Consider the following 19771-nt stretch of genomic DNA (forward strand, 5'->3'; position numbering starts at 1 on the left):
GACGCCGAGAAGACACCCGTACGATTTACTATTTGTACAGATGTAGTGTACTGGATATCCCTCAAATGATCTCGGTAACTCACCCGTCTTCAATTTTGGCACCGAGTAAATCCTACTTCAGTCCCGGATATATGGGGGTTCTCTCGATTATATCCCGCACAAATCTGTTCTAATCGAAATCTGACACCATCTCACTCGAAAGATTTAATTGAATTTCTATTCAACTATTTTCCGATCGACTCTACCTATGACGCACGACCTGGATGGCCCCGACGCTACGCCGACTCGCATCGCGTTCGTCTGTGTGCAGAACGCCGGCCGCTCGCAGATGGCGTACGCGTTCGCTCGCCGCGAACGCGAGCGGCGCGGGCTCGACGATCGAATCGACCTATTCACTGGCGGCACGCAGCCGGCAGATCACGTCCACGAGGAAGTCGTCGCCGCGATGGACGCCGTCGGCCTCGACCTCTCCGGGCGGACGCCACGCGAGATCACCTTCGAGGAGATTCAGGGGTGCGACCTCGTCGTCACGATGGGCTGTTCGGCCGAGGACGTCTGTCCCGCGGGATGGGCCGGCGAGAACCGGGATTGGGGGCTCGAGGACCCCGACGGCCGACCGCCCGCGGAGGTCGCGGCGATCCGCGACGAGATCGAACGGCGTGTGCACGACCTCTTCGAGGAGGTCGAGTGAAGCGGTTTGAAAACAGGCTGTTCGGGGGTTCCGTTCGGCAGAATCGCCCGCTCACCACCCGATCTCGTCCAGCCCCTCCAGCAGGCGGTCGACGTCCCCGGCGGTGTTGTAGACGTGCAGCGAGGCGCGGACTGCGTCCTCGGGGTCCGGGAGCGAGCGGACGACGACCCCATAGTCCGCTCGAAGCCGATCCACCGTCTCCTCGGGGTCGTCGACGCGGACGGTCACGAGTCCCGATTCCGGATCGCGCGGACTGACTAGTTTCCCCTCGGGCGCGCCGTCGACGAACCGGTTCGCGAGTCCGTCGATGTGGGACTCGATCGTGTCGATGCCGACGGATTCCACCATTTCGATTGACTCCGAGAGCGCCGCGTACGGAGCGGGGTTCGTCGTCCCGATCTCGAATCGCGGCGCGCCGGCCTTCAGTTCGTACTCCTCGTCCCCGGCTTCCTCGACGCTCCGGTAGCCGATCTGTCCGGGGTGCAGTTCGTCGACGACGTCGTCGTTCACGTAGAGGAATCCACCGCCCCAGAGACCGAGCATCCACTTGTGACTCGCCATCGCGACGCCGTCTGCGCCCCACTCGTGCAGGTCGAGATCGCACTGTCCCGGTACCTGAACCGCGTCGACCAGGACGCGCGCGCCGGCGTCGTGCGCGTCGGCGACCAGTTCCGCCACCGGAAGGTGTGTCCCGTAGTTCCACGTCAGCGCGCTCAGGCAGACGAGTTTCGCGTCCGCGACGGCGTCGCGGTAGGCGTCGCGGTCGATCCGACCACCCTCCGTGGGCGCGACGCGAACCTCACACCCCCGACGTTCGAGTCGCTCCCAGGGGAGGACCCCGGCCGGGTGTTCGAGGTCCGTGCGGACCACGACGTCGCCCGGTTCCCACTCCATCGCGCAGGCGATGCGGTTGATCCCGTCCGTCGTGCTCTGCGTCAGCGCGATCTCGTCGGTCTCGGCTCCGACGAACGCCGCGACGTCCGCTCTGACGTCGTCGTAGAGGTCGAAGGCGTATGGGTACGGTCCGGGATCCGCGGCCGAGTCCCACTCGTGGGCCTCGATGGTCTCCTGGGCGCGCTCGACGATCGGACGGGGACTCGGCCCGCTCGCGCCGGTGTTCAGATAGCGCGTCTCCTCGAACACGGGGACGGCGTCACGGATGTCGCCTGGCGTCTTCATCATCTCACCTTTTCGCCGTCGATACTTAGAGACTGTCGACGCGCTGGCGTCCCGATCGATGCATCGCCTCTCCAAGTGTGTACCTTGCTAACGTGTTTACGGGACGCTTATATTCCGGGAGCACGGCGATATGAAACGTGTTTATCGGCCACGCGATGCTCGCGTTCGCCCTGGCGGTGCTGTTCGCGGACTGGCGAGGCTGGCCGGTCCGCCGCGCGCTGGCGTTCGGTGCCGTCGCCGGCGCGTTCGCCGCCCTCCCGGATATCGACGTCGTGTACGCCGTCGCGGCCGTCGACGGCGGGCGGTTCCTCGGCGGCGGGTCGGTCAACCCCGAGGCGTTCTGGGAGGCCGCCAACGCCGTTCACCGGTCGATGACGCACTCGCTCGTCGTCGCGGCGGTCGCGGCTCCCGCGTTCGGTCTCTGGAGTTCGCTGGGCGGCCGTCCCACCCAGCGTTCCAGCGTCGCGGCGGCCGGGGGGCTCTTCGGCCTCGTCGGTCTCGTCGCCGTCGCGATCGCCGTCAGTGGAACCCTCGGCGGCGTCGTGATGGGGGCGTTCGTCCTCGGTGGGGCCGGACTCGCGACCCTGGCGGCCCGCCGGACCGACCTCGCGCCGCAGACCGTCGCGGCCGCCGCGACGGTCGGACTCTTCACCCACCCGTGGGGTGACCTCGTGACCGGTGCGCCGCCGCAGCTGCTGTACCCGTTCGACCTCGGACTGTTCGATAGCCGAGTGCTCCTCCACTCGGACCCGACGATCCACCTGCTGGGCGCGTTCGCGCTCGAACTGGCGGTCATCTGGCTCGCTGCGCTGGCCGTCGTGCGAGTGACCGATCGTTCGATCCGCCTGTTTTCCGACCGGAGCGCCGCGCTGGGAGCGGCGTACGGCGCTGCGGCCATCGTCCTCGTCCCCCCTACCCTCGATGTCTCGTATCACTTCGTGTTCTCGATCCTCGCGGTCGGTTCGGTCTGCGGCGTGCTCTCGTGGTACCGTTCGGTCTCGCCCGTCCGGACGGTCGTGCGCCGCGACGTGGCCGCCGCGGAGCGACTCCGGCCCAACTTCGGCGTCGTGGCCATCGCGCTCGCCGGGACCACGGTCGCGCTCGTCGGGTATGCCGTCGTTTACGTGGCGCTCGCGTAGGTTCGGGGCTCGGTGGTCGCGTCGCCGAAGTTGGCGTGGGGCTCGCGCGCCGACGCGTCGCTCCTCAGTCTGAGCGCTCCGTTCGTTGTCTTCGGCCGGCACCTGCGGCTGGCGGCTTCGCTCCGACGGTAGCCCCGAAAAATGTCCATCGGACGACGCCCGACGTTCGCTCGCGTACCCCTACCCGCGCGCCCGCCGGGGACGTTCGTCCGTGACCGTATCAAGACATTCCGCGAATCGAGTAAAAGTCTTGTGTATATGTCTGACGCATCGGACGTCCGATTCCGAATCAGCAGACGGGCTGGGGCACCGTTCCACCGTTGTCGCCGTTTCGGCCTCGGGTGGATCATCGTCTCTGATCTAGGTTCTCGTCGCGGATCGTGCACGAACCCTCGACTCGATCAGTCTTCGCGTTTCGTCAGGCGCAGTGCGGCCGTGGAGAACTCGCTCTCGACGGTCGTCACCCCGTAGCGATCGAGCGCCCGTTTGGCGTCGAGATATTTCGCGATCGCCTGGGCGTTGTCTCGGCGGTTGTCCCAGCGATCGCAGGGGACGGCGAAATCCTGCCCGTCGCGGGTGAAGTAGACGACGACCCCCGGATCGGACGCCCCTCCCGTCTCCACGCGGGCGTTCTCGACGCCCATCTTCCGCAACTCGTCGTGTATCTTGTCCATCGCGTCCTCCCGATCGACCCGGAAATTGTGCGGATACGGCCGCCGTTCGCCGCTCGGCGTTCGGTCGAACTTCTCGGGCCACTCCAGCGAGTCGGATCCCGACATACACGCGAGGTATCAGCGACCCGTAATGATGGTATCGGACTGCGCGCATAGGGGGACGCCGACCGATCGGTCGCTTCGGGCGCCGGCGCCCGCGCCGACTCCGGGTCGGGCCCGCCTTCCACCAACGTTTATTGTGTGATTAATGTATCATCTCAGTGTGAACGTACGTATCGTTCCACCCACGGGTGACAGCGAGGACGGGGACCGGCCGTCGCGGGACGACGGACCGGCCCGACTGGGACGCAAAGGCGACATCGACCGCTCGGAATCGGTCGATGTCTCGGAGTATCCGCTGGTCGACATCCACGTCAACGTCGACACCGAGGACACCAGCGAACTCGACGAAGAACACTTTACCGTGTATCAGGAGGGCGAGCGGACTCCGATCCGGGACTTCGATTTCAGGGCGTCGGCCCTCGATCTCGTGTTCGTCTTCGACGACACCGGCAGTATGTACGACGAGATCGACGGCGCGAAACGGGGCGTGACGAAGTTGACGACGGCCATCGCAGACCGGGGCATCGACGCCAGGTACGGCCTCGTTTCGTTCAAGGACGCCCCGGAGGTGGACCAGGGGCTGACGAGCGATCCCACCGAACTGAAGTCCGCGGTGAACGACCTGGAAGCCAGCGCCGGCGGCGACGCTCCCGAGGCGAACTACGACGCCATCGAGACGGCGCTCGGACTCGACCTCCGCGACGAGGCGACGACGGTGTTCGTCGACATCACCGACGCCTCGTCACACTACCAGGGCGACGGCAGCGGCTTCTCCGACTACACGCGCGAGGAAGTCGCCGCGGACCTGAACCGGCGGGACGTGACCTTCGTCGCGGTCGCTCCGGACGAGTTCGGCAGCGCGGACGGCCCCGGGAGCGTCAAAGGTCTCGCGGGCGACGCCGGTGGTCTCTGGACCGACATCGACGAAGAGGAGTTCGACTGGGTGCTCGATCGCATCATCGCGCTGCTGGTCGGGACGTACGTTCTCACGGTCCACACCTGCACGCCGCCGGGGGAGGACTGGTCGGTCACCGTCGAGTTCGACCACCCCCGATTCGGCTCCGGGTCGGATTCGAGTTTCATCTCCGTCCCCGGTCACGAGACGCTCCCGCCGGAGTGCGAGGAAGACGAGCTCACGGCGGGAACCGCGGTCGACGAGCGGCCGGAAGATCGGGTCCGCGATCGCGACCGCGCCGCCGTCGACGAACGACCCGAAGACCGGATTCGAGACCGCGACCGCGGCGCGGTCAAAGAGCGCTCCGACGACGATAGCGGTGCCGAGTCCGACGAGGACACGTCAGAGGACGCCACTCCGCTCGTGATGGAGATCGACGACGAGGAGCCGCCCGTCGGCGCGCCAGTCTCGGTCACCGTGCGCGGCCCCTCGGGCAGAATCGAGGGCGCGGTTCTCGAAGCACGGGAGCAGCGGGCCGAGACCTCTTCCCGCGGCACGGCCACGCTCCGCTTCGAAGAGTCGGGACCGGTCGAACTCCGGGTGGACAGCTCCGACCCGGCCCACGCACCGAATGCCAAGACGCTCACGGTCGGCGGTGCGGCACCGACCGAAGACGACGAATCCGGCGACGACGAGGTCACGGACGCGGATGTGACGGACGAGGTCACGAGGGAAGACGCCGAGTCCGGCGACGACGCGGCCGCCGGCGGTGACGACGAGGACGACCCGATCCCAGTCGTTCTGGAACCGAGCAGTGTCACTGTCGACGTGGGCGCCGAAGTCTCAGTCACGGTTCGGGACCGTACCGGTTCGAGGGTCGCGAACGCGACGCTCGAAACCGACCGTGGCCACGCGGCGGTCACCGACTCGCGGGGCGAGTGTCAGTTCGAGTTCGATCGGACTGGCGAGGTCACGGTCGAACTCGTCGACACCGAGAGCGGCGCTCACGAGTCGGCGACGACCCGTATCGACGTGGTGTAGGCGGATTCTCGCTCTGGTGGGCTCCCGCGCGATCCGAAACGGTTGCGTTCCGCGCCCCGGACTCTCAGCCGAATACGCTGACCACGTAGCCGACGAGAGCGAGAAAGAGCAATGCTGCGCCGCCGATAGCGAGCCGAAGCTGAGTGGCCCACTGCGGTCCCGCCTCGAGTGCCGCCGCTGCGAAGAGGAGCCCGCCGGCAACCGCGGCGACGACGGCCACCTTCAGGTAGCTCCTACGGCCGACATCGTCAGTCTCGGCGTTGCCGGTCTTATCCGGATTCTCTGCCCGTTCAGTCTGCGCCTTCCCCGCTGACCCAGCCGTCCGATTGGCGTCAGTCCCTCCACCGGGTCCAGTGTCCGTGGTCCGGCGGGCCTGCTGGTCCGCGGACCCTTCCGGCACAGCTCCCGATGTGGTGGTTCGAGATCCGGTCTGAGACGCGTCTCCGGTCGGTTCGGCGATCGAACCCTTGGTTTTTCTCGCTCCTCCGGGTTCCCCGGGACCGTCCGCTCCGTTCTCGACTTCGTCGCGATCAGCCGCCCCGTTGGCTGCTTCGCCACGGTCGGTCCCGTCTCCATCCCGTCCCGGCTCGTCGGCGGAATCCGAATCCTCGGAGCGGTCGCCTCTCGACGTCCAAAGCCGGTAGCTCACTCCCGAGGCGATGCCCACGAGCAGCAGGACTGGAGCGGCGCTGACGACCGCTTCTCCGACCCCGAGCAACGTTCCGGCGTAGTCGCTGAAGTTCGTGAGCAGCGCGTACAGGACGAGCGCGAACAGGCCCCCGAGAGACGTACCGAGTACGACTCCGACTCCGAAGCGCTTCGTCCGTCGCGACTCCGCCTCGCTCTTCGAGCGTAACTGGAGCTTGACTCCCTCGACTTGCTCGAAGACCCGCTCCTCGACGATCGACGGGAAGTCGCTCGGGCCGTCCCAGTGGTCCTCCGGCACGCTCGCGTGATACTCGTGTAGTTCGGCGAGGAGCGATCCGGGGTCGGTCTCCCTATCGCCGAGCGCGTCCGTCGAGACGGACCCGCCGGGAGCGCCGCGCAGAAGCCGCTTCAGAGACGACGCCACGGGAATCAGTCTGCCGGCCGCGACTCCCGCGCCGACGAGGACGATGCCGACGGCGACGCCGACGAGGATCGACTGCGACAGCGAGACGCTGAGGTCGCCGAGATACGGTTCTACGAGCGACGATCCGAGAAACGACACCGTCGATTGACCGCCCAACGCCGAGAACGCGCCCCCGGCCAGCCCGCTCCACGCGAGATACCCGACTCCCGCGATGGCGGCCACGAGGAACAGCACGGTCGCCGTGAACGCCAGTTCCTCGTTGGCACGGCGGTTAGGATCGCCATAACTGACCAGCAGATCCCGTTCCGCGGCCGCCTCGGTGTTCAGCGCCGCCGCGAGCGCCCGCTGCCGGTTCCGGCCGGCGAATCGGCCGGTGACGTCGTCCCGAAGCGTTGTTAGCTGCCGTCTGAACGCTTCGACCCCCTCGCGAAACCGGGCGTAATCGAGCCGAACCTTGGACTCGGCGACTGGTTCGACCGGTGCGTCGGTGATCCCCGGCTGGATGACGGCGTCGACGTCGTCGACGGCCTCGATTCGGCCGTTGCCACAGATCGCGATCGAGGCGTTCCCGTCGGTCTGGCCGTACACGTACTGGAAGAGCTGAATCGCGTCGTACCGGTTTCTCGTCCCGAAGTAGATGGACCCCCCGCGGAGTATCTGTCGGCGCTCTTCGGCGCTCAGATCCGGTTCCAGCACCTCCGCATCGAGCAGTTCGTTGTACGTGGTCTGCTTGCCGCCGACCGATTCGAGGACGTCCCAGCCCGCCTCGTCGACGAGCCACCGCTCGACGGCCTCTTTGAACCCCTTCAGGAGCCGCCCGCCGCTCATACCGGGCGCCTCGTAGACGCCCATAACCTGCTGCGGCGCGTTCTCTTGGGCGTTGAAATAACAGACGACGACGCCCGCTTCGGGCCGATACAGCAGGTCCAGATCCTCGTGGTAGTACTCGCGAACGCTCGCGTTCTCTCCCGCCGCGTCGCCGTGGGAGTCGTACTTCAGTTCTCCGGTCGGTCCGTCGTACACTCTGAGGCGAGCGTCGGGCGGCACGAGTGGCTCCGCGTCGCCCGTAGAACCTCTCCCTTCGGACGCCGGCGACGTCGGTTCCTCGTCTGCTGCCTCGCTCCTCGCGGTCTGTTCGTCACCGCTCGTCGCCTCGCCGTCGGGCGAACCAGTCCGTGTCCCGTCTGCTGCGTCCCCCGTCCACTCGGTTTCGGAATGCCTGTTCGCCGGCAGTTCGGCGTCTGCTCCGTCACTGTCTGGGCCCGCGAACGGGTCCGGTTCCCGTTCGTCAATATCCGGTTCGTTCGAAACTGGTTCGTCGGACGTGGGATCGGTCTCCCCGCGCTCCGGCGTCGCGTTCTCCGCCCGCGACCGCTCGTGTTCTTCGACCGGTTTCGACTCGTCACCCGCCGGGTCCGTCGCGCTCTCCTCGCCGGATCCGTCGTCGGCCGGACTCGGTTCTGTCTGGTTCTCCGCTCCGCCGACCGGATCGCTTCCGAGCTCATCGTCACGCCGCCGGCCCGCGTCACTGTCCGAACGGGGTTCTTTCGGCTCGGGTCGCTCCGGGGGTCCCGAGGAGGCGGCCGTCTCCTCGGCGGTCCGTCCGGTACCTTCCGGTTCCCCGCCGGCGACGTTCCCCGTTCGCTCTTCCGACTCGGACCGCTTCTCGTCGGGTTGCGACTGTGCCCCCTGGGGTTCGGTCGGCTTCCGTGGGCTCTCGGGGGCCGGTTCAGACGGCACGCCGTTAGGATGACCGGCCGCCGGTCCGTCCACGTCGGCCTGCTCGAACGCCGAGGAGAAGGAGGGCTCACCGGCCTCCTCGCGGACGACAATCTGCACGTCTGCCGACGCCTTTCTGCTCGCGGGCGGCCGCTCCCGACTCACCACGACGCTCCGGTCGTGGTTCTTCCTGACGTAGTTGAACACCCTGAAGCCCGCTTCGACCGTGGGGACTTCCACGATACTCGGCGAATCGGACGACTCGAACCGCGCTCCGGTGACGTGTCTGTCGTCGCCGGGAAGAGAGCCCCTGCCGGTCTCCAGGACGCCGACCCGATTGCGGTTGTACTCCGTCCCCTTGTCGAATCTGAACGGGTACTCGTCGAGCCGCATACTGATGATCCGGGGCAGTTTCTTGAAGTTCGTGACGTTGGCGTCGACTTCGGTCTCCACGTAGAACGTCTCGACGGCCCCCTCCGATCCACCGGCGGTCGCTTCGATTCGGAAGACGAGCGCGCTGTCCGGCTCGAAGTACAACTCGACGTCGTGCGCGTGAAACGACTCGATGCGCTCGTTCGGTTCCTCGGTCCGCAGGTTCTCGCCCGACGCCAGGTAGAGTTCGTCTTTCATCGTTCACTCCGGTGGTGCGTGGTCTGTGTGGTCGTCTCGGTCACTCGCCCATTCGATCCAGGAGCTCTTGGCTCCCGTGCAGCGGCAGTCTGCTGTCGGCGGTGTTCAGGTCGATTTCGAGTTCCTCGTCGCTCCCGATCGGAGACGTGTTCTCGATGGGATAATACACCGGGACGAGGTCGTAGCTGTCCGTCGTGAGTTCGGAATCGCCGAACCGATCGTCGCCCGCGTTCAGGAACTCCGCTTTGATGTGGCTCGCGAAGAGATCCCATCGGTCGAGGTGTCCGAACCCTCGGCTCGCCCCGTCCGAGAAGTAATCGTAGTCTTTGACTGCCAGATCGGCGAACGTCGCGATGTAGAAGATGTCCGTGTCCAGGTACTGTTCCCCGTTGTCGATTCGGTGATACGTGTCCTGGTACGCACCGACGTCGCGCGGTCGGGTGAACGGCTCAACGCGCTCTTCGTCGTAGTCCGGTTCGATGTAGGGCGGGTTCGTTCCCCGCTCGAACGTCATGAACGCGTAATCCTCGAGCGGATAGAGCATCCCGATGCTATCGGCGTGCCAGACCATATCTTTCACCAGCTCCTCGACGATTTCGGCCTTCCCCATCCTCGCTTCGCCGACCGGCGTCTCGAACGCCTCCATACTGTACGGATCCGTGCCGATGTGGTCTCGGTCTCCGAACCAGTCGACGTCGTACCACTCGCTGCCGGCGTCCTCCGCCCCCTCCGGAGTGGCGTTGTCGAGCAGATAGCGCGCGATGTCGAACACCTCTTCGATGTCGTCGGTCGCGACTTCCCCCGGGCTCTCGTGGGGGCTCAGTCCCTGGAGGTGGTCGCCGGCGTAATCGAGCGTCCGGATCGTCACCTTGCGCGGGAACAACACGCCGTGCTTGTAGCTGAACTCGAGCGGGAGCGCCTGGTTTTTCGGCGTCGACGGGAACGCGTTCAAGCCGCCGTCGCCGAGGCGACTGCTGAGTTTCCGCAACGGTTCGCTCGGTTTCGCCGCCCGGCGCCCGCCGCTCATGTATCCCTCGATGGAGTAGTCCAACCCCGCCATCAGGCTGGACTTCCCCGACCCGGTCGCACCGAGGACGATGATCTCCTTGTCGTAGAGGTTCGATCGGAACCGGTAGATGGTTCCCAGGAACACCCCCGTCGCGAGGACGAAGGGGAGCGTCTCGCCGAGTTCGATCGAGAGGAACTGAAACGGCTGGAGCACGACCCGATCACCGAGGTACACGATCGGGCTGTCGTACTGGAATACCCGCTCGAACAACCCGACGCCGGCGATGATGCCGACGAGGTAGAAGACCCGCGGCATCGCCCGGTCGAACTCCCGGACCGACGCGTTCGGCCGCGACCGCGTCAGATCGTGATAGATACCGTTCGAGTCCCGTTTTAGCCCCCCGATCCCGATCCCCGAGAGGAACCCGCCAACCATCACGGCGGGCGACTGCGTCCAGTTGACGTACTCGACGAACACGCCCCGTTGCAGGAGTAGCGCCGCACCGATTGCCGTCACGCCGAGAAGCAGCACGCCGTTCGTCTGCTTGTACTCGTCCAGCGAAATCAGAACGAAGAGCCCGATGAACAGGAACGACCCGAAGATGAATAGATCGTGCGGGTCGATACCGAGCACGTGGGCCGCCCCGTAGAATATGTGAAACGAGAGCCCGAGGGGCCGTTCGTTCCAGGCCTCCGCCAGCATCAAGAACACGCCCGCGCCGCTCACCAGCATCAGCGGCGTGAGGACGAAGAGAATCTTCAGTTCCCGCCTGTGAACCGGGGAGAGCCCCTGGAGCCGCCGCCAGGCGTCCCAAATGTCAACTCTTCCGATTAGCGTCATTACACTCAGGAGTCACATTTCTGTATTATAAATACTATGGAAGGGGTACAGTCCGCTGTGAGCCGAGTTTCGGCTGACTTGTCAGAAGTTAGTCCGAATTTTTTATCAATGAGTCAGGCAAGCAATCGGTATGGACCCGACTGAGCGATTCAACGTCCCCGACACCATCGTTGGGATCGGTGGTGCGGGGAAGGAAGTCGTCTTTCAGATGATGTCCGTCCGGGACCCCGACGACGAGGACGGAGATCACAACGAGTGGATTATGCGGGAGGTGATGGAACCGGGCGACGGCAGCGAGGGTGTCCCCAACGAGTTGCTGCAGGCCTTCGTCGTCGAGACCGAACAGGAACAGGTGAAAATCGACGTGCCGCGATGCAACCGGATCAACGACCGCATCGGGGAGATGGCCGAATCCTACGACACCGCCGTCTACGAGCCCGAAATCAACTACATCAACGTCGTCGAAGGGGCCGACGTCGCTGGACACGAACTGGTGAGCGAGTCCGTCATCAACGACTTTGCGGCGAACACGAACCTGAATTGCTGGTGGTTCGGCGGCGACGACATCGACACCAAAGAGAACTACTCCAACGGCGTCGTTCGGCGTCGGGCGCTCGGGAAGGGGCTCTACTACGCCAGCCGTGCGGGGCCGGACCCGATCCACGAACTGGTCCGCGCGGCCGACTCCGGCACCCACGTCGACATCGTCGTCGGCCTCGGCGGCGGCACGGGATCGGGGATCTTCCTCGACCTCGCCCGGGCGCTCGAAAACGACGCGGACGTCGAGGTCACGCTCTTCGGAATCATCCCCAAAAGCGACGAGGACACCGACATCAAGGCCAACGCCTACGCCGCGCTCTCGGAACTGGAGTACCTCTCGCTCACCGACCAGAACCCGTTCAGAAACATCGTCCTGCTTCCCTACGGCCCGGCCGAGGACGACACCGGTTTCGACGAAGCCGTCGTCAACGCCATCCTGGCGCACTGTAACACCCGCGGAACGAACATCCCTCGAAAGCTCAATCCAGACAAGACGGCGGGCCCGGCCCCCTACGCCCCGTTCACGGTCGCGGTGCCGCAGGTCATCCGATTCGACGCTCCCGGGATCAAGAAGTCCCGGGAGAACTTCTCCACGTACGCGACCGAACACGACTCGATCCGCGAAACCGAACTGTCCCTGTACGAGGACGTCGTCTCGTTCCTCTCGGACTACCACGAGAGCGTCTACGAGGAGTACGATCAGTACGGCTCCAGCGACGGCTACCGGCTTCGCGAGGAGGAACTGGACGACCTCCACGAGCGGATCGACGAGGTCGAGTCGCTGGTGCAACTCGACGACCTGGCGCGCTCGGGCTACGACGCGGCTCCGGACATCGCCGCGGAACTCGACTCGCTGCGAAACGACGACATCCTCGCGAACCCCGACTTCGACGAGGACGATCACGAGGAGCGAAAGCGCGCGGTCGTCAACGAACTGCCGGACACCTTCGTCGAGGGCAACTTCGGTCGACCGCCGGGCGGCTTCGACCGCTCGGAGGACGAGGAGCTCTACGACCTGGTGACACAGGCGCTGGAGACCGTCCGCGAGCGGCGCGAACTGTTCAAAGCCAAGAATATGCTCGATTCGGGGATCGAGCAGGACGGCATCGAAGCCGCACTCAACACGCGGAGTAAGGGCACGCCGGAACGACGAAAGGTCAAGGCGGAACTCGACGACGCCAACCGGTCGCTCTCGGTGCTCCGCGACAGGAAGCACGACTACGAACTGGGCGAGGCGTTGGCGACCGCGGAACTCGCGGACGCCATCGACGCCTGGGAACGGAACTACGACGAGACCGTCTCCGAACTCATCAGCCTCCAGGAGAACTACGCGCGGATCGACGAGCTGTTGACGGACCTCGACAACGCGATCAACTCCGCGGCGACCGCGGTTCGAGACCCCGATTCAGATCAGGTCCGCATCGAGAAACTGAACTTCGACGAGTTCGGCGAACTCAACGCCAAACTCTCCGAGGTCGGACTCAGCGAACTCTCCTCCGGTGAGATTCAAAACTCCGTTCTCAACCTCCGCAAGGCGCGGCAGGCGTGGCTCGACGCCGAAAACAAGGAGGGGGTCCTCGACCGGATCGGCGCGATGTTCGAGAACACCGACCCCTCGAACCGGTACTCCGACGCACGGCGCGAGATCAAGCCCGACATCTACGAGGTCGCCGACTGGGGTCCCGACACGAACGACTTCTACGTCCAGGTGAAGGCCGACCCCGTCGCGGCGGTGCAGCAGGAACTGGAGAACCATCGCGACACGCTGATTCAGAACCTCCTCGACTCCTTGGAGGAGTACATCGAGCGTCCGACCACCTCGCTCTCGGAGATCGTCGACCGCGCGGAAAGCGGCGACTTCCGCGCCGAAGACCTCGACCTCGACGACGCCGACCGGGGCCGAATCGAGCTCAACGACGTCGAGAATCTGACGGCGCTTCCCGCCCTCGGTGCCGACCCCTACGACTTCGAGTCGGCGTTGGATTCGGCGCTGCACGAGTCGGACGCGACGCGATCGCAGAGCCTGATCCACGACCTGACAGAAGAGTCCGAAGACGACACCAACGCCGTCTACGACGCGTTTTACGCCGCGTACGTCGAACCCTTCGCCGCCGCCAGAGAGAACGCGGAGGCGAAACTGGAGCGGCAGCGGACGGTCCGTGACAAGTACTCGGCGCTTGACGGGGTTCTCGAAACGGGGATCAAACTGACGAAACTCTACGAGGATCGGATGGAGCCGGACGACATCCCCGAGAGCACCGAAGGCTCCGTCGAGAGCGGCCCGTACGTCAAGATGAAGAGCGCGCAGGACCGCGGCGCGCTGCTCGGACGGCCCGACATCGACGAGGCCGGACTGTGGGACACCGAACAGAGCTACATCCGGACGTATATCCGCGACGTCGCCGAACTGGTCGACCGACAGTCGGAGTACCTCCCGCTCGCCCACAGTTCCATCAGCCACAGCGAGGCCGCCAATCCGAACTACAACCAGTTCGCGATCGCGCCGGTCTATATGAGCCGGATGTTCGAAGATCCGCGTTCGAAGGGCGACAGCGCGCGGTTCACCGAAATCGCCGACATCTTAGAGAACGGGTCGATCCATCTGGACGGCGGTGGCCAGTACAACCCACGCCGCGTCGCGTTCGGCGGCCCGTGGGACGTTTCGACGACGGTGTTCGTCGGCGGCGTGATGGCGGACAACCTCCGTCCGTTCCGCAAGGAGTACCGGAACGCCTACGAGTCCGAGCGCCGGGACCTCGGCGACGACGGGTTCATCAGGCACGTTCACGGCCTCGACGGGATCGACACCGGGACCGGGGACTTCTTCGGCGAATACGACGGCGGATTCGTCCACCGGGACCGGCTGTTCAACTTCAACGACGACGACGACGCACTGTTCGTCCTCGACAACGACGAGCCGACGATCGTCGATCGGCTGCTGGCGTACCACGACATCGAACGGTTCGACAGCAAAGTCCCGATCGGCGACAAAGACGGCGACGAGTGACGGATGGGGGCGCTCGCTGGCGACCGACGGCGCGACGCGGCCTTCCTCCTCGCGTCCGTCGCCGTCATCCTAGTGACCGCGTGGCCGCTATCGGGGATGGTGATCTCCGCGTGGGAAACCGAGGGAGCCGTCTACACGCTCGTTCACTCCGTGTTCCGGGCGACCGGCTGGGACATCAACCTGGTCGTGGTGGTCCCGGCCGGCGTCGTCCTCGGGTGGCTGCTGCTGTTCGGACTCGACCAGTCCAAGCGGATCCAGGCCGGCATTCTGGCCGTCGCGGCGGTGCCGTTCGCGGCGGCGCTCTGGGCCCGGGGCGTCTGGTTCGTCCCCTGGCTCTCGCTGTCCCCGTTCCTGCTTCTGGGCCTGCTGGTCGGACTCCTCTCAGGTTCGATCGACAAGATCCTCTTCGGGCTTCGGCGGCGGGAGTTCCCGCTCGCGGTCCGGGCGCTGTACGTGACTACCCTCGCCGCGCTGGTCGTGGGGTTCGTCGATCTGCAGACCACGACGAGCGTGCCGCTCACACAGACCGCGGTTCAGGCCGGATCGATACTCGTCTTCGGCGGTCTCTTCAGCGGGTTCGTGCAGTACACCGACCGACAGGACATCCTGGTGGTGACCCCGAGCGGTCACCGGGACTCCGAGACCGTGCTGCTCTGTGGGCTGTACGACAGCGCCAAGACGGCGTTCGATACGTACATCGTCAGCGGGGGCACCGAACTGAACGAGGCGCGCGCCCAACTGACCCACGACGGCGACGTCGACCCGCTCTCCTCGACCGTCGAGTTCCGGTTCAAACCCTCGGGACCCCTCGACCGGTGGACCTCCGTCACCGCCGACGGGTACGACGTCCAGACGCTGTACAGCGACGAGATCGACCGCGCCCTCGACCGACTCCGCCCGTCGTCGTCGGTTTTCGAGACGCTCCGCCGGTGGCTCTCGGCGAACCTGCCGGTCGTCGGCGGGGGCCGCGATCTCACCCGTCGCCTCGAAACCGCCGATCTCGTCCTCCTGGTCGTGCCGCTCTCGGACCCGAGTCTCAGCCGCGCGCTGGCGGGTGAGGACCTCGAAGACGCGACCGCACCGGGGTATCTCGAGACGTACTACGAACTCTGTGCGGCGGCCGGCGGCGACAGCAACGTGCTCGTCGTGGCGACCGACGCCGACCGAGCGACGGAGCGCTACGCCCGGACCCGGGACACGGAGGTCGACCTGGGCGCGGCGCGCCCGGACAACTACGGGCAGTTCCAGTTCGAACTCCGCGAGTGGCTGAACCAGGTCGTCGCCGACGACGACGCGGCGAAGCTCCCCGACGTGGGCGAACGCTCGCCGTTCCCGTGCTCTGTCGTTCCGATCAGCCGCGAGCACGCTGATTCCGAGCGTAACCAACTCGTCGCGAACGCCGACGAACTCCTCGAAGCCCTCCGGTCGTGAGTCCCCGGCCGCCCCTCACAGCATAATCTGCATATATCCGACCACGCTGACCGCCGCCAGCCCCAACGACACGCCGAGGATCCACACCCCGTCGAACCCCTGCAGGATGATGGCTCCGATCCCGACGACGAGCGCCGCGACGGTCGCCAACATCAGCACCTTCCCGACCGCCGCCTCCGGATCGATGTCGCCGAGGATGGACTCTCCAGAGGATTCGGGGTCGATCCGTTTCGTCCGTTCGACTTGTACCCGGAGCGTGTTCGACTCCTCCGGGACCCCGTCGATCACCTGATAGGCCTTCGCGTCCACCCGGCCGCCCTCGTCGAACGTCATCACGCACGATCCGCCTTCGTCGGTCTCCCGCTTTGTGCTCTCGTTGGTGTACTGGTGTTCCGCTTCGACCCGCGCTCCCTCGACCGGGCCGTCGGTCCGGTCGTCCCGGACCGTGAACCGGACCGAGTCGCCCGAGGTGATTTCGGTCCGATTGGCGTCGAGCGACAGCGGTTCGAGATCGCCGACGCCGACCACCGTTTCCGCGGGGACGTAGTCGGTCACGCCGTCGCGCTTCCGTGCCGTGACCGTGTGCCTATCGGCGATAGACGTGGCGACGCGGGCGCGACCCCGCTCGTCGGTCGTCCACGTCTCGCCCGCCATCTCGACTGTGGCGTTCTCGACGCGGCTGCCGCTGCTGTCCCGCACGGTGACGGTGAACGGCTCGCCCGCCTCGACGGCTTCGACGCCGGCTTCGATCGCCAGTTCGCGTTCGGCCGGCTCGACGGTGATCCGACCCACCGCGGTCTCGTAGCGGTCGTCGTCGTCGCCGGCGCGCACCTCGACTTCGCCGCTGTCTGCGAACTTGAAGCTGACCCGACCGTCGGTCGTCGACGCCTCGTCTCCGGCGGACGTGACGACGGTCACGTCGTCGACGGGATCGCGGCTCTCCTCGTCGACAACGGCGAACTGCACCGGGGTGTCCGTGGGGACGGTCGAGTCCTCCGCTCCGATCGACAGCGGGATGGGCTCGACGTCGACCGACACCGTCGCGTCCTCGTACTCGGTTTCGTCGGTGTCCGGAACGCTGGCCCTCGCAGTGAACGTCCCTACCGCATCCGGTTCGAACGAGACGCGGCCCGCTCCTTCGACGGGTTTCGACTCGCCGGCGAACGTGACCGTCACCGCCGGCCCGCCACCGCCCTCGACGTCGAACGTGACCGTCTCGCCCACCCGCACCGTCGAGGCGTCGCTCGTTATGCCGAGCGATTCGGTCCGCTTTTCGACGCGCACCTGTTCGAAATCCCCCTCGCACCCGCTCTTCTCCGCGAACACGTCGTAGGTTCCCGGGGCGTCGTACTCGACCGACACCGTCCCGTCGGATCCGGTCCGGAGTTCTTCGCCGTCGGTGCTGACCGTCGCGTCTTCGACCGCGTGTCCGTCGTCGTCCGTGACGGTGAGCTCCACCGTCGTCGACGGTGCGACCGCGAACTCCGGCACCCACACGTCCAACTTTCGGGTGCGTTCCTCGATTTCGATCGTCAGCGCCGCGTCCGTGTACTCTCGCTCGTCGCTTTCCTTCTCGGCGGTGATCCTCGTCGTTCCCGACGACTCCGGCGTGAACGTCGCCGTCCCGTCCTCGTCGGTCGGTTTCGTTTCGTCGCCGAACTCGACGGTCGCGTCGCCGACGCCCTCGCCGTCCTCCTCGACCACGCGAATGGTGACGTCCTCCCCAACTGTCGGCGCCGACGAGACCACTTCGAGGGTCAGCGACACGGGTTCCGGGTCCCGAGTGCGCCCGCCGGTTTCGGGTCCCGGCGTCCCGTCGTCGGAGCCGGACGACCCCGCGTCTGGTTCCGGTTCCGGGGGGTCGCCGAACGCTTCGCCGTCGAGGATCGCCCGCTTCGCGTCCCGAATCCGATAGAGCTTCTTCCGCACTTCGTGCTTGCGCTCGGGGGCGACTTTGTCTGGGTTGTATCTGTTCATCGCTTTCCCGGCGGCAACCTTGACCTCGATCTTCGAGGCGTCCGGGCCGATGCCCAAGCACTCGTAGGGGTCGTCGGCGTATGGATTCGGCTCACCCATCTTCGATTGAAGATTGGTTCCGGTCGGATATACTAATATGTTCAGGTACCGTCACCGTCCGGCGGAACGGTCGCTTCCCACTCCTTTCGAATCGGCGTCGCTGTCGTCTGACCGCGCCGGGTTCAGCCCACCTCGATGTCGACACTGTCGACCTCGTAGTCGATTGCCGACTCCGGCTTTCGCACGGCGACCTCGTACTCGCCCGGCGACTCGAAGCGGAGCGAGGCGACGCCACGCTCGTCCGACTCCGCGGTGTTTCCGTTCGCGCGGACCGTCGCTCCCGCCACGCGCTTCCCGAAGCTATCGCGGACGGTGAACTCTACCTCGGTCTCCGGTGGGACCTCTCTTCGCGCCGGGATCAGGGCGAGCGCAGCCGAGGCTGGCCGCACCTCGACCGTCGTCTCGTCGGTCTCCGCCGTCGGCCCGTCCGGCGGGGACTTCGTCTCGACCGCGTACTCGCCCCGTTCGTCGAACGTCAACTGGCCCCGGCCCGTCGCGTCCGTCTCCGCCCGCGACGTCTTCCCGCTCTCCCCGTGGGTGGCTTCGACCGTGATCCCCGATCCAGGATCGCCCGTACTCGCGCGGACGAGGACTTCGACCGACTCTCCGACCGCCGGCTCCGGCTCCGAGAGCTCCAGCGCGTGCCTGACGGACTCGGGTTCGACCGTGATCTCGGTCTCCGCCGGTACGTACTCGGTCAGTTCACCGTCCTTCTCGGCGGTAACCGTCCAGGCCCCCGGTTCATCGAACGTGAGCCGAGCGCGCCCCCGGGTTGTGACCGCGGTCTCGCCGCCGTCGCTTCTCACCGTCGCGTCATCGACCCGTGAGCCGGTCTCGTCGCGGACGGTGAACGGAACCGTCTCGCCCGCGCGGACGGTCGACGCTTCTGGAACGAGCGACAGTTCGAGTTCGGTTTGCGAGACGGTCACCGCCGCCGTCCCCGTGGTCGACCCCGCGGCTCCGCCCTCGGTGATCGCTTCGACTGTAACCGTGCCGGGGTCCTCGAACGAGAGCGTCGCCTCACCGCGGTCCAGCGACCGGCTGTGCCCGCGGTCGGTCTCGACGCGCCCGGCTGTCACGCGCTCGCCGGCCGAGTCTCTGACCTCGATGGAGACCGGTTCTCCGACGCGGGCTTCCGACGGGGTACAGAACACCGCGATCGACCGATCTCGCGGCCGCACCTCGACGCGTCTGGTCGTCGGCTCCGTCGGTCGATCGACCCCGTCGGCCGTCGCTCGTAGCTCCGTCGGACCGGGTTCCTCGAACGTGACGGTCGCAGAACCGTTCCGGATCGGGACGGTTCGTTCGCCGCCCACCCGTAACTGCCCCGTGGTGAGCGAGTCACCGTCGGCCGTCACCGAGACCGTGACGGACTCGCCCACCTGGGGCTCGGGCTTCGGGAGCGCGAGTTCGAGCGTCGCGGGCGAGGGTTTGGGTTTCGGGCCTGGCGGCTTTTCCAGTTCGTCCTCAGGCGGGTACGGTTCGCCGTCGGTGATCGCGTCCTCTGCGGCACGGACGCGATACAGTTTCTCCCGGGCGGCTTCTTTCTCCTCGTCGGGGTAGTGATCCGGGAGGAACTTCTTCTTCGCCTTCGCGGCGGCCACCGTCACCTCCGTCGTAGATGCGTCTCTCGACACGCCGAGGCACTCGTAGGGGTCGTCCGAATACGGGTCGGGGTCTGCCATTCTGTCAGCGTCTATTACATACCGTCCGTTGTGCTCGCTCG

At 66.1% G+C, this 19771-nt stretch carries 11 protein-coding genes; 5 read left to right on the plus strand and 6 right to left on the minus strand.

Features of this window, described 5'->3' with window-relative positions:
- The first annotated feature begins 247 nt into the window (after positions 1-247).
- Positions 248-691, plus strand: coding sequence for an arsenate-mycothiol transferase ArsC (locus NO360_RS15015; protein WP_256308657.1), 444 nt, complete (start codon positions 248-250; stop codon positions 689-691).
- 51 nt (positions 692-742) lie between these two features.
- Here the strand turns inward: NO360_RS15015 and NO360_RS15020 are convergent, their stop codons facing one another.
- Positions 743-1870, minus strand: a complete 1128-nt coding sequence (locus NO360_RS15020; protein WP_256308658.1) for an aminotransferase class V-fold PLP-dependent enzyme — start codon at positions 1868-1870, stop codon at positions 743-745.
- Between the two features lie 137 nt (positions 1871-2007).
- Between NO360_RS15020 and NO360_RS15025 the strand changes: the two genes are divergently transcribed.
- Complete coding sequence (locus NO360_RS15025; RefSeq protein WP_256308659.1) at positions 2008-3009, plus strand: metal-dependent hydrolase; 1002 nt, start codon at positions 2008-2010, stop codon at positions 3007-3009.
- A gap of 401 nt (positions 3010-3410) precedes the next feature.
- Here the strand turns inward: NO360_RS15025 and NO360_RS15030 are convergent, their stop codons facing one another.
- Positions 3411-3788: a hypothetical protein gene (locus NO360_RS15030; RefSeq protein ID WP_256308660.1), complete on the minus strand. Its 378-nt coding sequence runs from the start codon at positions 3786-3788 to the stop codon at positions 3411-3413.
- A 157-nt stretch (positions 3789-3945) separates the two neighbouring features.
- Between NO360_RS15030 and NO360_RS15035 the strand changes: the two genes are divergently transcribed.
- A complete protein-coding gene (locus tag NO360_RS15035) occupies positions 3946-5721 on the plus strand; it encodes a vWA domain-containing protein (protein ID WP_256308661.1) in 1776 nt (591 codons plus the stop codon).
- 64 nt (positions 5722-5785) lie between these two features.
- Here NO360_RS15035 and NO360_RS15040 read toward each other — a convergent pair whose 3' ends face one another.
- Entirely contained in the window at positions 5786-9142 is a 3357-nt protein-coding gene (locus tag NO360_RS15040; RefSeq protein ID WP_256308662.1) for a hypothetical protein, read from the minus strand.
- A gap of 40 nt (positions 9143-9182) precedes the next feature.
- Positions 9183-10991, minus strand: a complete 1809-nt coding sequence (locus NO360_RS15045) for a hypothetical protein (protein ID WP_256308663.1) — start codon at positions 10989-10991, stop codon at positions 9183-9185.
- Positions 10992-11121: 130 nt separating this feature from the next.
- Here NO360_RS15045 and NO360_RS15050 point away from each other — a divergent pair, with 130 nt between their 5' ends.
- Both NO360_RS15050 and NO360_RS15055 read left to right on the plus strand, forming a co-directional pair.
- A complete protein-coding gene (locus tag NO360_RS15050; protein WP_256308664.1) occupies positions 11122-14538 on the plus strand; it encodes a tubulin-like doman-containing protein in 3417 nt (1138 codons plus the stop codon).
- A 3-nt stretch (positions 14539-14541) separates the two neighbouring features.
- Positions 14542-15969, plus strand: a complete 1428-nt coding sequence (locus tag NO360_RS15055) for a hypothetical protein (protein ID WP_256308665.1) — start codon at positions 14542-14544, stop codon at positions 15967-15969.
- 15 nt (positions 15970-15984) lie between these two features.
- Here the strand turns inward: NO360_RS15055 and NO360_RS15060 are convergent, their stop codons facing one another.
- On the minus strand, positions 15985-18045 hold the full coding sequence (locus NO360_RS15060) for a hypothetical protein (protein ID WP_256308666.1): 2061 nt from the start codon (positions 18043-18045) through the stop codon (positions 15985-15987).
- Positions 18046-18167: 122 nt separating this feature from the next.
- Positions 18168-19730 carry a hypothetical protein gene (locus tag NO360_RS15065; protein ID WP_256308667.1) on the minus strand — a complete coding sequence of 521 codons (1563 nt, stop codon included), beginning with the start codon at positions 19728-19730 and terminating at the stop codon, positions 18168-18170.
- Between the last annotated feature and the right edge of the window lie 41 nt (positions 19731-19771).

The organism is Halobellus litoreus (genome assembly GCF_024464595.1).
GTDB classification, from domain to species: domain Archaea; phylum Halobacteriota; class Halobacteria; order Halobacteriales; family Haloferacaceae; genus Haloquadratum; species Haloquadratum litoreum.

Coding starts and splice junctions, on each gene's coding strand:
- NO360_RS15015 (WP_256308657.1), top strand. CDS start 248: ATGACGCACGACCTGGATGGCCCCGACGCTACGCCGACTCGCATCGCG.
- NO360_RS15020 (WP_256308658.1), bottom strand. CDS start 1,870: ATGAAGACGCCAGGCGACATCCGTGACGCCGTCCCCGTGTTCGAGGAG.
- NO360_RS15030 (WP_256308660.1), bottom strand. CDS start 3,788: ATGTCGGGATCCGACTCGCTGGAGTGGCCCGAGAAGTTCGACCGAACG.
- NO360_RS15040 (WP_256308662.1), bottom strand. CDS start 9,142: ATGAAAGACGAACTCTACCTGGCGTCGGGCGAGAACCTGCGGACCGAG.
- NO360_RS15045 (WP_256308663.1), bottom strand. CDS start 10,991: ATGACGCTAATCGGAAGAGTTGACATTTGGGACGCCTGGCGGCGGCTC.
- NO360_RS15050 (WP_256308664.1), top strand. CDS start 11,122: ATGGACCCGACTGAGCGATTCAACGTCCCCGACACCATCGTTGGGATC.
- NO360_RS15055 (WP_256308665.1), top strand. CDS start 14,542: ATGGGGGCGCTCGCTGGCGACCGACGGCGCGACGCGGCCTTCCTCCTC.
- NO360_RS15060 (WP_256308666.1), bottom strand. CDS start 18,045: ATGGGTGAGCCGAATCCATACGCCGACGACCCCTACGAGTGCTTGGGC.
- NO360_RS15065 (WP_256308667.1), bottom strand. CDS start 19,730: ATGGCAGACCCCGACCCGTATTCGGACGACCCCTACGAGTGCCTCGGC.